The sequence below is a fragment of the Pantoea sp. GM01 genome, assembly GCF_000282675.1.
Taxonomy (GTDB): Bacteria; Pseudomonadota; Gammaproteobacteria; order Enterobacterales; family Enterobacteriaceae; genus Pantoea; species Pantoea nemavictus.
Window position 1 is genome coordinate 47547 of sequence record NZ_AKIU01000059.1, and the last position, 15066, is coordinate 62612.

The following is a 15066-nucleotide window of genomic DNA, read 5'->3' on the forward strand; positions in this document are numbered from 1 at the left end:
TCAGTGGTCGCTGAGCCAGATGTCGTACGCGTTCTCCGGCATCTGTTTAAAACTGCGGAAACCGGCACCGTGCACATAGCTGGCGGTGGCGATCTGGTCTTCAGGTTCATACAGCGGAATCGCCAGCGCCTGCTGTGGCAGCGCATAGTGCTGCAGCTGGCTGTAGAATTTACGGCGCTGATTGATGTCCAGCGTGGCGGCGGCCTGGTCGAGCCAGCCATTGATTTGCGGGCTGTTGACGCGGCTGTAATTGATCGGTCCACCCGCTGTCACCGGACGGTAGTGATTTTCGATATCGATGCCGTCGGTTTCGGTATTCGAGTTGGCAATTGAACCAAAGTGGCCGGTGTTGCGCACCTCGGTGTAGGTGCCGGAATCGACGTAGCGCAGTTTAATCTCCACGCCGAGTCGCTGACGCGCCTGCGCCTGAATCGCCTGCAGCAGCACATCACGCTGATCGCGCACCGTCGCCTGGGCCTGAATCACCTCAATGCTCAGACGCTGGCCCTGTTTGCTGCGGAAACCCTCGGCATCGCGCGTTTGCCAGCCAGCGTCATCCAGCAGCTTGTTGGCCGCCGTCGGATTATTGCCGTACTGGCCTTCAAGATCGTTGTTGTAGAGCGGATCGACCGGCGAGGTGATGCCCCACGCGCGGGTGCGCTCACCGCGATACACCGACTTGAGCAGCGGATCAATATCCAATCCCTGTAGCAGCGCCTGGCGCACCTGCACATCCTGCGTTGGGCCATACTCCACGTTGAGAAACAGCGAATACGGCGTGCCGGTATTCAGAGCGTGCTGATAGGTAAAATCAGGATTGTTTTTGAATTCGCCGGCATCGTTGCCCGAAATTCCCTCTATCGCGTCAAGTTGCCCAGAAAGCAGCGCGCCGGTGCGCACCGAGGATTCCGGCAGGAAGCGATAAGTCACGCGTTCCAGATAGGCCGGGCCCTGGTGCTTTGCGGTGGCAGGCGCCCAGTTGTAGTGAGGATTACGCACGAAGGTGACCTGCTGGCCCTTTTCGTAGCTCTCGATAATGAACGGTCCGGTGCCCGCAATCTCTTTGCCGCCCGCTTTTAGCTGCGGCGAGTTCCAGCTGGCCGGTGCCAGAATCTGCAGTTTGGCGGCAAATGACAGGAACGGCGAATAGCCCTGCTTCAGCGTGATGATCACGGTGTGATCGTCCGGCGTCGCCACGCTGGCAATACGCGCGCCCAGGGCGCAGATGCTGCTGCCTGCGCAGTATTTTGCGTCCTGCACATGGCGGAAGTTCTCAGCTACCGCGTTGGCATCGAGCTTCTCACCGTTGGAGAAGGTAACGTCGCGGCGCAGGCTAAAGCGATAGGTTTTACCGTCAGGGCTTACTTCATAACTCTCCGCCAGCCACGGCACGAAGCTGCCGTCGGTACGTCGCGCCAGCAGCGATTCCCAGACGTTACGCAGCGTGACTTCGGCTTTCGATTGCCCATTCAGCTGCGGGTTAAACGGCACCGGCTCGGTTTCCACACCAAACGTCAAACTGCCGCCGCTGCGGGGTTGCTCGGCAGCCAATAATGATGCGCTTCCCAGCAGGCAGGCCACACCCAGCGCGAGAGTGATTGAATTCGCTTTCATAAGATCCTTGAAGGTTGCAGGTGTTTTTTTAGTTGTTCAGGCGATTTTGGCGATGGGTTGCTCGGCTGGCGGGTTGAATTCCTTTTTCAGAAATACCAGCGCTTCGCCTAAGGGATTGGTGCGGTGATGGAAAGGTTGATAGCCACGGCGCAGATAGAGTTCGCTCAGCCACGGATGTTTAGTGGCGGTGGCCAGATAGACACCGGGCGCTTTCAGCGTCTGCTTCAGCAAGGTTTCTTCGGCGTAGGTGATGATGTCACGACCATAACCCTGACCTTTGTAATCGGGATCGACGGCGAACCAGTGAATGAACGGCAACGTTGATGGCGCATGTTCATCCTGCTGCCACGGAAAACGCACCGTCACCGTGGCGACCGCGCGTTTCCACTTGCGCAGCACCAGCACCGTTTCCTGTTCGATGACGCGGCGAACCTGCTCGACGTTGCCCTGCGAAATGGTGAAATGCACATCCAGCGCCACCAGCGCGGCATAGGCACGCTGCAGCAGGGCAAAAACCTCTTCGGCGTCTTCAGATTTAGCGACTTCAATCAGCTGGCTCATATTTTCCGTTCTCTTAATCAATCTTACGGAAAGTATTAAAATCCGGCGGATTAAAGTAAACCGAGAATAACGGCAATCGATTTGTTGAATATGGGAAATGATATTTTCATACGGAACAATATTACGCGTGGAAATAACAAATGCTGTAGGGTGCGCATTAATGCGCACCTGCAAAACAGGTCCCCATGAATGGCGACCCTACGGTGATTATGTAATTGTTGAATTGTCGGTAATCGCGAAATCAGTGTTTACTCACCCAAACATCGTAAACGCTTTCTGGCATCTGCTTGTAGCTGCGGAAACCGTAACCGTGCACGTAGCTGGCGGTGGCTAACTGATCTTCCGGTTCATACAGCGGCACGGCCAGCGCCAGCTGCGGCAACGCCACCTGCTGCAATTGGCTATAGAAATCGCGGCGCTGTTTAAGATCCATCGTGCTGGCGGCTTGATCCAACAGGCCATTGATCTGCGCATCGTTGACACGGCTGTAGTTAATTGCGCCACCTTGCGCAATCGGACGATAGTGGTTTTCGATGTCCACGCCATCGGTTGGCGTGTTGGAGTTGGCGATGGTGCCGAACTTGCCACTTTTACGCACGTCGGCGTAGGTACCGGAGTCGACATAGTTCAGCTTGAGGTCCACGCCCAGACGCTGACGCGCCTGCGCCTGAATCGCCTGCAATAGCACATCGCGCTGATCGCGCACCGTCGCCTGCGCCTGAATCAGCTCAATGCGCAGACGCTGGCCCTCTTTGCTGCGGAAGCCTTCGGCATCGCGCGTTTGCCAGCCGGCGTCATCCAGCAGCTTGTTGACCGCCGCCGGATTGTTGCCGTACTTCCCTTCCAGCTCTTTATTGTAGAGCGGATCAATAGGCGAAGTGATGCCCCACGCGCGCGTGCGTTCACCGCGATACACCGACTTCAGCAGCGGATCAATATCCAACCCCTGCAACAGCGCCTGGCGCACTTTGACATCCTGCGTCGGGCCATATTCCACGTTGAGGAACAGTGAATATGGCGTGCCGGTGTTCAGTGCATGCTGATAGGTGAAGTCTGCATTGTCTTTGAACTCTCCAGCATCGTTGCCCGAAATCCCTTCAATGGCATCGACCTGACCGGAGAGCAGCGCCCCGGTGCGCACCGACGATTCCGGCAGAAAGCGATAGGTGACGCGATCGAGATACGCCGGTCCCTGATGTTTAGCGGTGGCGGGCGCCCAGTTGTATTTCGGGTTTTTAACGTAAGTGACCTGCTGACCTTTTTCATAGCTGTCGAGAATAAACGGCCCGGTTCCCGCCAGATCTTTGCCACCCGATTTCAGCTGCGGCGATTTCCAGCTGGCCGGTGCCAGAATCTGCAAGCCCGCAGCGAAGGAGAGGAACGGTGAATAGACCGCTTTCAGCGTGATGACCACCGTGTGATCGTCAGGCGTTTCAATCTTATCAATGTGCGAACCCATCAGGCACAAGCTGGTGCCAGCGCAGTATTGCGCCACCTGGGTTTGGCGAAAATTGTCGGCAACGGCGTTGGCATCAAATTTTTCACCGTTAGAGAAGGTGACGTCGCGACGCAGGTTAAAGCGAAGCACTTTGCCATCCTCGCTGGCCTGATAGCTTTCCGCCAGCCAGGGCACAAAGCTGCCGTCCGGACGGCGTGCCAGCAGCGATTCCCAGAAGTTACGCAGCGTAATTTCGGCCTTATCCTGGCCATTGAGCTGTGGATTAAAGGTGGTCGGTTCGGTTTCGACGCCGACCGTCAGGCTGCCGCCGTTAACGGGCCGATCGGCAGCCACAACGCTAAACGCGCTTCCCAGCAGGCTGAAGCCCAGCGCCAGAGCTATTGTATTTATTTTCATATTATCCTTGGTGATTGCAGGTAAATTTTATTAATGGCCAACAGCAAGCCTGATTTAATTCCCGCTGAATTATTAAAATTCGGACAAATAAAAGTAAAACGACAATAGTGGCAATCGATTTGTTGAATATGGCAATTCAGCAATAATAGCGTTGTCTGGGCTTTAGCGGCTACAGCATCAGCGCGCCGCTAACGGAGGCACGCCCGATAAACCGCGTAATCCATACTCCACCATGGCCATATAAACGGCAAAATAATCCAGCGCCATCTGCATAAAAGAGAGATGTAAAATAATACTGTTGTTCGCTGCATCAAGCGTCAGCAAGCCAACAGCCTCGGCTGCCTGCAGACAACGTTTTATATGCGAACGTGACACTCCGCATTTGAGGGAGGCTTTAAGGTAGTTGTATTCAATCACGCTACTCTGTTGCTTGAGGGTTTCGATGTACAGATCCATCAGCAACATATGCCCGGCATCGCGGAAAATGAATGCTTTGCTCTCCGGCACCATATCGAATAAGTAGACATGATTGAGGGTAATGTCCGCGTATTTTTTAAAATACTCGGTTTTGAAGGTTTTCATTTTCAAGCAAGCTGAGACATCAAAATCTTCATACAGCATGCCATAGGGGATCATCATGGTATTAATTAAAGCTCGGGTTTCATCCAGCGCTTTCGTTGTCACTTTGTAGGTTAACTTACGTTTATCCTGCGCATCTTTTTCCACCTCCATACGTCCACTTACCCGAATAAAGAGTAAAAACGAGTCAATGGTGTTATTGCTGATTAGTCCGGTTTTCTTACAGAAGTCCTTTACCTGACAAAGCGTTGGCTTATTGGTAGTGAAGAAGTACGCCATAATTGCCGAACCAATAATAAAGCGATTCGCTTTAAAAATAGCTTTGAAATAGAGTGGTTTAGTCAGATAAAGTCTGAACAGCAGTTTGTAATGCTTTTGCATGACTAACGCTATATTTTTATGCGACTTAATCTCTTGCGCTCGTTGAAAAATCAACTGCGTGAGTTGTTGTTTGCTTTTCATATTGCTGTTATGCGTGCCCGGTTATTTACTTAAAAATAATCACCATACGCCTTTCGGGTTATTCGCGATCTGTTGAATAACCGTTCAGCCTGCTATATGGCAACATTCGAAACGTTGCAAATATTCAAATATCCGCGAGGGTCTTTTTGCCCTTCTAAGCATAATCCTAACATCAACGGACTATTTTTTGTAAAGCCTGATTTTATTCAGGCAAGATTAATGAATTCCTGAAAGGCAAAACAGCCTTCTGTTTTTACAGCCAATTCATTACGTTAGCTCACTTTATTTTCAAAGAACTTCGCCTTGCAAAAAATCTTAAAAAAATTAACCACAAAAATGGACAGTGACTAAACAAAGCGCGTATGAGAACTTTCTTAACGCACGGTTATTCCGTTTGATCTTCACATCCTGGCTTATAGACAAGCCGTACAGGATGGGGAATTTCCGCTCTAATGTTTAATGGATTTTATAAGGATTTATCATGGACGATTCACTTCTTCAGACTCTGCGTCGCGGTGTGATGACTGGCATATCCTCCAATAGTCATATCGTAAAAAAACTCACTTACCCTCTGATAAGCATAATTTTTATGTTCGCCACATCAGCATGGGCAAATATGAGTGTCTATCCGATGGAAGTCACGCTAAATAATCAAGGCGCGGCTCAGGTTCAGACGTTATCGCAAAGCAGTGAAGCGCAATTTATTCGCGTCAGCATCAAGCGAATAGAGCGCCCCGCAACACCGTTCGAAAAAGAAACGCTGGTTAAAGATGCCATTTCACACTCACTTATTGCGACTCCGGATAAGTTTGCATTGGCTTCAGGATCGCAACGCATCATTCGCCTTATTTCACTACAACCGCCGGAAAAAGAGACCGCCTGGCGTGTGTACTTCGAGGCGGTTGGTGCCCCTGACGAATTGAAAGATAAAATGCACCAGCAAAATAAAATCAGTAATCAGCTAGGCATCAGTTTGGTCTGGGGCGTACTGGTTCATATTCCACCGCAAACGCCGCTGTTATCTCTCAGCCGTTTAGCATCGGGTGAAATTAAAAACTCAGGAACGGTGCGCGTAGTTATTCGTGAGGTCGCGCTTTGCTCTGACCCACAATCCAGCCACAGTTGTCAGTGGAGAAAGGAACATGCCACGGTTTATCCCGATGAGTCACTGCAATTCAAGGCATGGACGCCGGCAGAGTTAAACTTAGCCCAGCAAGTCAGAATAAAATATGTTGATCAAAAAACGAGAAATATGAACGAATACGTTCTCGGTAAATGATCGGCCTGTTGTAACCGAATAACAACCCGGTTGTTATGAAGCAGTTTATTCCCATCAAGACGGTCATTTAAGGCCAGTACACGGATTTTCATGGAGCTACAAATGCAAAAATTAATTAAACCACTTGTCATCGCTGCTGCGTTAACGGCTGCATTTAACGCACAGGCTGTGCAAAAAGATATTACAGTGAATGCCAACGTCGATGCGACAGTAGACATGACGCAGGCGGACGGCACCGCGTTACCGGGCACCATTAATATGCAATATATTCCGGGTCGTGGTTTGTCTACCTATTCGCTGGATACTAAAATCTGGTCGAACTCCCAAACGGCCAATATTAACGTGGCGCTGGTGAGTGCCGCGCAGTTAAACGAAACTGTCACCGGTACGGCGGTGCCATTAACGGTAACGTTGGGCGCGGATTTAAAACCGATCACCACTACCGTGACGCCATTGACGTATGCTTCGCTGTTCCCGGCGGGCACAACGAACGGTTCCTCAGTGTTGCCGCTGAAAATCTCTCAAACCACGCCAGGCGTGCTGGCAACCGGCACCTATTCCGGTGTCGTTAGCCTGTTAATTACCCAGGCAACCACGCAGAGTTAATTTGCCGTAATTGACTGATCGATTATTTCGGGGGGCGGTTCGCCCCCTTGTTATTCTTTTTCAGCAGGACGCTGTAATGAAGGTCAATATTCGCGTAGTTTTAATAGCCTCTTTCATTACCCTGATCCCCTCTCTTTCAGCCCGTGCCACTACACAGGTTCCGCCTGGGTTTGAATCGCTGGTCACCGGCCAAACGCTCTGGGTTAACCTTTCTGTCTATGGGCAATCGCTCGGTCTGTTTGAAGCCTCGGTCTCGCTTGATAGTGTCACCTTCCTTAAGCCGCAAGACGTAGCCCTGGCGGTGATGCAGCATTATCAAAAAGATGCGCAGCAGGAAAAGCGGTTAGCAAGCCTGATCGGTGCACCTCTGGCACGTCATGGCAATAAGGCCTGCAGTAGCAATGGCGGCGCGGCGGGGTGTGACTATCTTGAAACAGATTCGGTCGCGCTTATCTATGACGAAAACAGTGCCAACGTGTCGCTGTTTCTCGCTCCAGAGTTTGTGCCACTGGCCGCAAAATCTCACTCGCCCTATTACGAACAGACCGCAGAAACGCAAGCGGCATTTATTCATCAGCAGAATATCAATTTCGTCACCAACCGCGATGACCAGACGCTATCCCTGCAGGGCGCAGGCGCGCTCGGGTTAACTGAAAACAGTTATGCCGGTATTGACTGGGACTATCTCGCGCAGAAATACCGTCAGCAAAATCATCAGGAAGTGCGCTTCAATAACGTCTTCCTGCGTCGCGATCTCGGCAAACGCTATTACGTGCAGGCCGGGCGCATGGATGCGCGGGACATTTTCAGTAACGCTGGCGGCAACATCACCTTAAGCCAGCTGCCGCTCAGTACTATCGAAGGCGCACGTATCGGCTCAACGCTCGCCTGGATGAACACGGCGCTGGCTGCCCAAGGCACGCCGGTGACGGTGTTTATTACGCGTCCTTCACGTGTTGATGCCTACCGCGCTCAACAACTACTGGGCACATTTTACCTGAATGCGGGTACGCAAAACCTTGATACCAGCGCCTTTCCCAATGGCAGCTACAGCGTGACGTTACGCATCTATGAAGATAATCAGTTGTCGCGTACCGAGCAGGTTCCTTTCAGCCGCACCGGCAATACCACCAGTCAGAACATTGAGTGGTTTGTGCAAGGCGGTGCCATCCCCGATGGCGAAGTGCAGGGCAACGGCACAGCGTCGCAACAGGGTGCCGACCGCCGCGTCATGCAGGCAGGTATTAAAGTCCCTGTCACGCAGGACGCCGCGTTGACTGGCGGTGTTGCCGTGACCAACCGCAACCACTTTATCGAAAGTGCACTCGACTGGAGTCATGGATTCGACAACCCACTGCTCGACGGCATTCTCACTACCCGCTTTAGCTATCTTAAAGGCAGTGAAGGCTCGCGCGGTAATATCCAGCAAGTCTCTTATAACGACGGCTTCTCCCTGAGTTTTTACCGCAGCGCCCTGTATGCGCAAGATTGCTACAGCAGCAACGGCGGTCAGTACGGTTTCAGCGGTTGCTACCAGAGCAGCAGCCTGATGTTTAGCGTGCCAGTGAACAGCTGGTATCTGAATGCCGGTTACAGCACCAGCAAGAATGAAGGTCGCAATGTGATCCCGGTCCAGTTGGATGATAACGCTGTCGTGCCGCTATGGGCGCGCCGTAGCACTTACAGCAAAACGCAGACCACCACATGGCAGGCTGGCCTTGGGCGTGGCTTCAGCTTCAACGGCATCAATGTTAATACCAGTGCCAACCTCTTTACGCGCACCAGCAGTAGCGGGATCAAGCGCGATAACGGCGGCTTCCTCTCCGTTTCACTTTCGCGTGTCAGCACGCCAACCATGAATTCACGTTCGAATTACAGTTCAATCGGCATGACCTACCAGACCGACCGCAACAGTAAAGATCAGGTGGGTTATAACGTGGCGCAAAACTGGTATTTCGATGCGCAGAATCAGCAGGAAATCGGCGTCAATCTCAACGGTAATCAGGACAATACCCTGAATGCCTCCCTTTACGGCAAAACCGGCGGCGAATACGGCAGCGGTAGCCTGGCGATCAGCTCAGCATCATCGGGTTCATCGGGCCAGCGCTTTAGCAGCAGCGGTAGCTACAACTCTTCGCTGGCCGTGGCGCGCTCCGGCTTGTACTGGGGAAAATGGGGGAACGGGCTGCCTGGTGCGGCTGTTGGTCTACAGGTCGCGAGCAGTGATGAGAGTCGCGATACGCGAGTGGATGTGTCCGTTGAGGGTGCAGGCAGCGCCAGCTTGCACGGTACTGGCCGCACGCTGTTCAGTCTGCCGGCTTATACCCAGAGCACGCTCAGCATCAATGACTCCATCGAATCCTCCCACGCGATGCGCAGCGAAATCACCCAGGGTGCCGGACGACGCACGCTGTTTATCGCACCGGGGCGCATGCTGGTCAGCAAGGTGAATATTGTCTCGCGCTACACCTGGCTCGGACGGCTAATGATCAATCAACAGATGCCGCTGGAAGGGGCCACGCCGCTTAATGTCGCCAGCTGGTCAGGTTTAGGTCAGGGCGGATTCAGCGCAGAAACCGATCAGCGCATCAAAAATTTGTACATGGTGCGCGGCATGCAGATGTACCGCTGTGAAATGCAGGTGAAAAGCACTCACGACGTGGTGCGTTACGTCGGCGATAGCGCCTGTCAACCCATCGAACTTGCCTCAGTACCTCAAGACGTGCAGCAACGGGCAAAAATGCTGATCGTCCGCAGCCGGTCAGAAGAGGTGCCACTGGCGCGCACCGCGCTTACTTCACAGCAACAACAATAGGGACTTTGGATGAAGAGTAGATTTCTCACCGCGCTGGCACTGTTATGGCTGATGGTGGGCATGCAGGCACAGGCCGCCCTGCTCACACCTTCAGGGCGCAACACCAGCGTTGCCGTCACCTTTGATCGCATGTCAGTGCCGGCACAATTGCCGATCTGGACCAATGAAAGCGGCGGTTACGATACCAACGACGCGCCGAAATGGGGGCGAAATACGCTGGTTTGTCAGTCGCGCACCAGCAATCAGTACGGTGCCTGCCTGACGTTTCCGGTCTGGCTGGAAGCGTCTCCGTCACCCTATCCTGTGCCGGTTTTGTTTACTGAAAGCAGCACCAGGCAGACGCAGGTACTGAATGTCTACCTCACCAAAAGGCGTTCGCTGAATAATGTGGTGGTAGCAACCAACCAGGTGCCGCTGAACGCCTTCGGCGGCGCGGTCACCCCGCGTGGGGATGGTACAGATTATTCAGCCTATCTCCCCTCCTCCGAACTGAGTAAATTCCCGTCGGCCGGCAACTGGAGCGCAACGCTAAAAATGTCGCTGATGCAGTGGCCAATTACCTCCTGCACCGGAAATTCGCAGAACGTGAACGTGGGATGTACCAATGTGACGAAACTCGGTGACTGGATCGCCACCATGACGTTTAAGGTAACGGACTACGGCAATCAGCAGATCTATTTGCCAGAGTTTGGCAATGCGGCCGCCAACGTTGACCTCGGTTTGAAAACCTTCCCCGGTGCGCGCGCCACTACCACCGTTAGCGGCAGCCGTTCGCTGGATATGTGCCTGTACGACGGCAATAATTCAGACAGTAACCGGGTGAGCCTGATCTTCCAGGATGAAGGTGCCGCCGCGCCCGCCAGAGCCACGGGGTTGTTTTCGCTATATCTCAATGGCGCGGACAAAAATCTGGCGCAAAATCGTCTCGATTATGCGGTCGAAGTGATCAACCCGCTGACCAAAGCGCGCCAGGCAGTTGAGAACGGCAGTGAAATTATCTGGAGCGGCACCAACAGAGGAGTGCTAAGGCGTGTGGTGTTGCCGGGCCAGAGCAATTCGGTGCTGTGCGTTCCCGCGCCGATGCAGCTTATTACACCGGCCTTCACGTTATCATCAAAAACAGCGGGCCGTTATCAGGGTACGTTGAGAATTATTTATACCCCGACGACGCAGTAACGGCGCCAGTAGTGATGTCATAAAAACCGAAATTACCGAGCGCACACACGGTAGCGGCGCAATTTATTGCGCGATAAATCGCGCCGCTACGGAATGTGCAATAATTTGATGCGGTTATCAAATTATCGGCATTACGGTATAGATTGGTGGTTTAAAAATTATTGGTGAAACGCTGATAGAGATGCAGGCTGTTTTTCAGATTCAGCTTTTTAACAATCTTATTCTGATGACTGTAAAGTGTTTTTTTGTTTTCACCGGTTATTTTCGCTATACCTTCAATTGATTGGTAAGTGAATAAACAACAGAGGAAGTTAAACTCTTTGCGGGTTAAATGATTATTGACGACGGGAGAGGCAAATGACCGGCCGTTTTTGTGATGGCAAAGCATGATAGCGAGTTTGCTAGTGATGATGTCGGCAGAAGATTTTTTATCGATAAAACAATCAGCTTTGATGGCATGACTGCTATAGTTAATCTTATTTTTCTCTAAATCAGAAAAGAAAATCAGCGTCGCATTGCGAGCGTTTTTTACTCTGGTTAGATAATGAATATAAGTCAGCGCCGTACGAAAGTTTGCAGGTAAATCAAAAATAATTACGGGTGAAAGACAGGTGATTTTATCCCGCTCACTGAGTCGACTTTTCAATTCAGCGATATTTTTACAGCAGGTAATATTTAACTGTTTCAGAAGCGAAGATAAGCCCTGCTGGTGAAAGCAGGACTGATCCAGATAAAACACATCCATGATTAATTTCCGCTAATTATCCCTCATCCTGCAAATAGTAGCGGCTAACCGGCGGAAATTAACTGTCCATTTTTGGTGCTAAGTGAGTTACGCGCGAGCCGCGATGATGCTTTCAGCCACATTACGCGGTGCTTCCGCGTAGTGCGCAAATTCCATGCTGTAGGTTGCGCGGCCTTGCGACATCGATCGCAACGTGGTGGCATAGCCAAACATCTCGGACAACGGTACTTCAGCGCGAATAATGCGCGCACCAAAACGCTCATCCATGCCCTGCAGCGTACCGCGTCGTGATGAGAGATCGCCCATCACGCCACCGGCATACTCTTCCGGCGTTTCCACTTCCACCTGCATCAGCGGTTCGAGGATCACCGGATCGGCCAACTTTGCGGCGGCTTTGAAGCCAAAGATCGCTGCCATGCGGAACGCCATTTCCGATGAATCGACATCGTGGTACGAACCAAACGTCAGCGTGGCTTTGATATCCACCACCGGATAACCGGCCAGCACGCCGCTGTTCAGCGCTTCGCGAATCCCCTTCTCCACCGAAGGAATGAACTCGCGCGGCACCACGCCACCTTTGGTGGCATCTTCAAAGGCAAAACCGGCGCCCGCCGCTTGTGGTTCCAGCGTCAGGACCACATGACCATACTGCCCTTTCCCGCCGGACTGGCGCACAAATTTGCCTTCTACCTCGCGCACGGTTTTGCGGATGGTTTCGCGATAGGTGACCTGCGGCCGACCGATATTGGCTTCCACGCCAAACTCGCGCTTCATGCGGTCAACGATAATTTCCAGATGCAGCTCGCCCATGCCGGAAATAATCGTCTGACCCGACTCCTCATCGGTGTGCAGGCGGAACGACGGATCTTCCGCCGCCAAACGCTGCAGCGCCAGCCCCATTTTCTCCTGATCGCTCTTGGTTTTCGGCTCAATCGACAGCGAAATCACCGGATCGGGAAACTCCATGCGCTCCAGCGCAATCACCGCATTAGGATCGCACAGCGTTTCGCCGGTAGTGACCTCTTTCAGGCCGACACAGGCGGCGATATCACCGGCGCGAATCTCTTCAATTTCGATGCGATCGTTCGCCTGCATCTGCACGATGCGGCCAATGCGCTCTTTGCGCCCTTTCACCGCATTCCACACGCTGTCGCCTTTACGCAGCACGCCAGAATAGACGCGCACAAACGTCAGCTGGCCGACATAGGGATCGCTCATCAGCTTGAACGCCAGCGCGGAGAAGGGTTCGCTGTCATCGGCATGGCGCTCGTCATGTTCGCCTTGCTCGTTAACGCCGCTCACCGCCGGTACATCGAGCGGCGATGGCATCAGCTCAATCACCGCATCAAGCATGCGCTGCACGCCCTTGTTCTTGAAGGCGCTGCCGCACAGCATCGGCTGAATTTCACCCAGCAGTGTGCGCTGACGCAAACCGGCAATCACCTCGTCTTCGCTGAGATCGCCCTGCTCGAGATAGCGATCCATCAGCGCTTCGCTGGCTTCGGCTGCCGCTGCCAGCATGTTCTCGCGCCATTCGGCCGCCAGCACCTGCAGCTCCTCTGGAATCGGCGCATAGCTGAAGCTCATGCCCTGACTGGCGTCATCCCAGTAGATGGCGCGCATTTTATTGAGATCAACCACGCCGCTAAAGTGCTCCTCGGCGCCGATAGGAATCACAATCGGCACCGGATTGGCGTGTAGGCGATCTTTCATCATCTGCACCACGCGGAAGAAATCTGCGCCCTGGCGATCCATCTTGTTAACGAAGGCGATGCGCGGCACATGATATTTGTTGGCCTGGCGCCACACGGTTTCCGACTGCGGCTGTACGCCGCCAACCGCGTCATACACCATCACCGCGCCATCCAGCACGCGCATTGAGCGCTCGACTTCAATGGTGAAGTCAACGTGTCCGGGCGTATCGATGATGTTGATGCGGTGCGGCGTGAAGCTGCCGTCCATGCCGGGCCAGAAGCAACTTACTGCCGCCGAGGTAATGGTGATACCACGCTCCTGCTCCTGCGCCATCCAGTCGGTGGTCGCCGCGCCATCGTGCACTTCACCTAACTTGTGGCTCATTCCGGTGTAAAACAGGATGCGCTCAGTGGTGGTGGTTTTACCGGCATCGATGTGCGCGGAGATGCCGATGTTGCGATAACGTTCGATGGGGAGGGTTCGGGGCATGATGCGTCCTTAATCATTCGACTGGAAAATGCGGCGTGCACCATTGCCCGCCGCTGCGTAACAGCCTAAACCCATTGTACGAATAAATACGAACAGTTTGAGCCTTTTTTAAACATCGTTAAAACCTTGTAACCGATTCAGCATTTACGGGCTGGAAAGCCGCCGCCCGGCACTTTAAGGTAAGGCTTTCACTCTGATAAGGAATAACCATGCGCATTCTGGTAGTCGGCGCCGGCGCAACCGGCGGCTATTTCGGCGCGCGTCTGGCGCAAGCAGGACGTGATGTAACCTTTCTGGTGCGCGAGCGCCGCTTTCAGCAGCTGCAGCAGACCGGTCTGGTGCTGAAAACGCCGGGCGGCACGGAAGTGATACCACCGCAGCTGGCACGGGCCAGCACGCTGAATGGTCACTTTGATCTGATTATCTTAACGGTGAAAAGCTTCGGTCTGGATCAGGCGATGAACGATATCGCGCCCGCAGTCGGTCCTGACACGCTGATCATGCCGATCCTTAACGGCATGCGGCATATTGATACGCTGCGCGCACGTTTTGGCGACAAGGTGATTGGCGGCTTGTGCAAAATTAACGCCACGCTGGGTGAGAATGGCGAAGTGATGCAGATGACGCCGCTGCATAGGCTCTATTACGGCGCGCTGGACGGCAATAACGATGCGCGCTTGCAGCGGATAGATGAAACCCTGCGCGCGGCGCAGTTTGATACCATTTTTTCCGACAACATTATCAGCGAGCTGTGGGAAAAATGGCTGCTGCTTAGCACGTTGGGTGCCGTGTGCTGCATCGCGCGCGGTAATACGCAACAGGTGTTGAACTCAAACGGCGGCGAAGCGCTGCTGCAAACGATTTTTGGCGAAGTGTTGGCGGTGCTGAGTGCGGAAGGTTATCAACAGCGTCCGGCGGTAACGGCAAAGATTTATGAGACGCTGAACAATTCTCAGGCGGCGATGACCTCGTCGATGTATCGCGATTTAACCCAAGGTTTTGAGATTGAAGCCGATCAGGTGATTGGTGATTTGCTGGTACGCGGCGCGCGCAGCGGCATCGTTACGCCGTTGCTTAACGCGGTGTATGTCAATTTGCAGGTGTATGTGCAGAACCGGTAACAACGGTCACCATTTATGGCGTAATGCCGATCAGTTAAGCGTCGAGCGACTTTCGTTCGCCATCGGCTG

At 53.2% G+C, this 15066-nt stretch carries 11 protein-coding genes; 5 read left to right on the forward strand and 6 right to left on the reverse strand.

The features are described 5' to 3' along the window. The 4 genes from PMI17_RS17580 to PMI17_RS17595 form a co-directional block, all read right to left on the reverse strand. Positions 1-1614 (reverse strand): ABC transporter substrate-binding protein, encoded by a 1614-nt coding sequence (locus PMI17_RS17580; RefSeq protein ID WP_007891016.1) that lies wholly within the window; start codon positions 1612-1614, stop codon positions 1-3. Between the two features lie 36 nt (positions 1615-1650). After that, entirely contained in the window at positions 1651-2175 is a 525-nt protein-coding gene (locus PMI17_RS17585) for a GNAT family N-acetyltransferase (RefSeq protein ID WP_007891017.1), read from the reverse strand. 241 nt (positions 2176-2416) lie between these two features. Further along, complete coding sequence (locus tag PMI17_RS17590; RefSeq protein WP_007891019.1) at positions 2417-4030, reverse strand: ABC transporter substrate-binding protein; 1614 nt, start codon at positions 4028-4030, stop codon at positions 2417-2419. 177 nt (positions 4031-4207) lie between these two features. Further along, positions 4208-5071, reverse strand: a complete 864-nt coding sequence (locus PMI17_RS17595; protein ID WP_007891028.1) for a hypothetical protein — start codon at positions 5069-5071, stop codon at positions 4208-4210. A 481-nt stretch (positions 5072-5552) separates the two neighbouring features. On the opposite strand from PMI17_RS17595, the gene PMI17_RS17600 reads away from it, so the two are divergent. The 4 genes from PMI17_RS17600 (at position 5553) to PMI17_RS17615 (ending at position 10947) form a co-directional block, all read left to right on the forward strand. Then, complete coding sequence (locus tag PMI17_RS17600) at positions 5553-6350, forward strand: hypothetical protein (RefSeq protein WP_007891029.1); 798 nt, start codon at positions 5553-5555, stop codon at positions 6348-6350. Positions 6351-6452: 102 nt separating this feature from the next. Further along, a complete protein-coding gene (locus tag PMI17_RS17605; RefSeq protein ID WP_007891030.1) occupies positions 6453-6956 on the forward strand; it encodes a CS1 type fimbrial major subunit in 504 nt (167 codons plus the stop codon). Positions 6957-7032: 76 nt separating this feature from the next. After that, positions 7033-9771 (forward strand): TcfC E-set like domain-containing protein, encoded by a 2739-nt coding sequence (locus tag PMI17_RS17610; protein ID WP_007891032.1) that lies wholly within the window; start codon positions 7033-7035, stop codon positions 9769-9771. Between the two features lie 9 nt (positions 9772-9780). Beyond that, on the forward strand, positions 9781-10947 hold the full coding sequence (locus tag PMI17_RS17615; protein WP_007891034.1) for a CfaE/CblD family pilus tip adhesin: 1167 nt from the start codon (positions 9781-9783) through the stop codon (positions 10945-10947). Between the two features lie 151 nt (positions 10948-11098). On the opposite strand, the gene PMI17_RS17620 is transcribed toward PMI17_RS17615, so the two are convergent. Together PMI17_RS17620 and fusA are read right to left on the reverse strand one after the other, a co-directional pair. Beyond that, positions 11099-11692 carry a LuxR family transcriptional regulator gene (locus PMI17_RS17620; RefSeq protein ID WP_007891035.1) on the reverse strand — a complete coding sequence of 198 codons (594 nt, stop codon included), beginning with the start codon at positions 11690-11692 and terminating at the stop codon, positions 11099-11101. An 87-nt stretch (positions 11693-11779) separates the two neighbouring features. After that, positions 11780-13876 (reverse strand): elongation factor G, encoded by a 2097-nt coding sequence (gene fusA, locus PMI17_RS17625; RefSeq protein ID WP_007891037.1) that lies wholly within the window; start codon positions 13874-13876, stop codon positions 11780-11782. 209 nt (positions 13877-14085) lie between these two features. Here fusA and PMI17_RS17630 point away from each other — a divergent pair, with 209 nt between their 5' ends. Continuing rightward, complete coding sequence (locus PMI17_RS17630) at positions 14086-14997, forward strand: ketopantoate reductase family protein (RefSeq protein ID WP_007891041.1); 912 nt, start codon at positions 14086-14088, stop codon at positions 14995-14997. Positions 14998-15066: the final 69 nt, after the last annotated feature.

Coding starts and splice junctions, on each gene's coding strand:
- PMI17_RS17615 (WP_007891034.1), top strand. CDS start 9,781: ATGAAGAGTAGATTTCTCACCGCGCTGGCACTGTTATGGCTGATGGTG.
- PMI17_RS17605 (WP_007891030.1), top strand. CDS start 6,453: ATGCAAAAATTAATTAAACCACTTGTCATCGCTGCTGCGTTAACGGCT.
- PMI17_RS17585 (WP_007891017.1), bottom strand. CDS start 2,175: ATGAGCCAGCTGATTGAAGTCGCTAAATCTGAAGACGCCGAAGAGGTT.
- PMI17_RS17600 (WP_007891029.1), top strand. CDS start 5,553: ATGGACGATTCACTTCTTCAGACTCTGCGTCGCGGTGTGATGACTGGC.
- PMI17_RS17590 (WP_007891019.1), bottom strand. CDS start 4,030: ATGAAAATAAATACAATAGCTCTGGCGCTGGGCTTCAGCCTGCTGGGA.
- PMI17_RS17595 (WP_007891028.1), bottom strand. CDS start 5,071: ATGAAAAGCAAACAACAACTCACGCAGTTGATTTTTCAACGAGCGCAA.
- PMI17_RS17610 (WP_007891032.1), top strand. CDS start 7,033: ATGAAGGTCAATATTCGCGTAGTTTTAATAGCCTCTTTCATTACCCTG.
- PMI17_RS17630 (WP_007891041.1), top strand. CDS start 14,086: ATGCGCATTCTGGTAGTCGGCGCCGGCGCAACCGGCGGCTATTTCGGC.
- PMI17_RS17620 (WP_007891035.1), bottom strand. CDS start 11,692: ATGGATGTGTTTTATCTGGATCAGTCCTGCTTTCACCAGCAGGGCTTA.
- fusA (WP_007891037.1), bottom strand. CDS start 13,876: ATGCCCCGAACCCTCCCCATCGAACGTTATCGCAACATCGGCATCTCC.
- PMI17_RS17580 (WP_007891016.1), bottom strand. CDS start 1,614: ATGAAAGCGAATTCAATCACTCTCGCGCTGGGTGTGGCCTGCCTGCTG.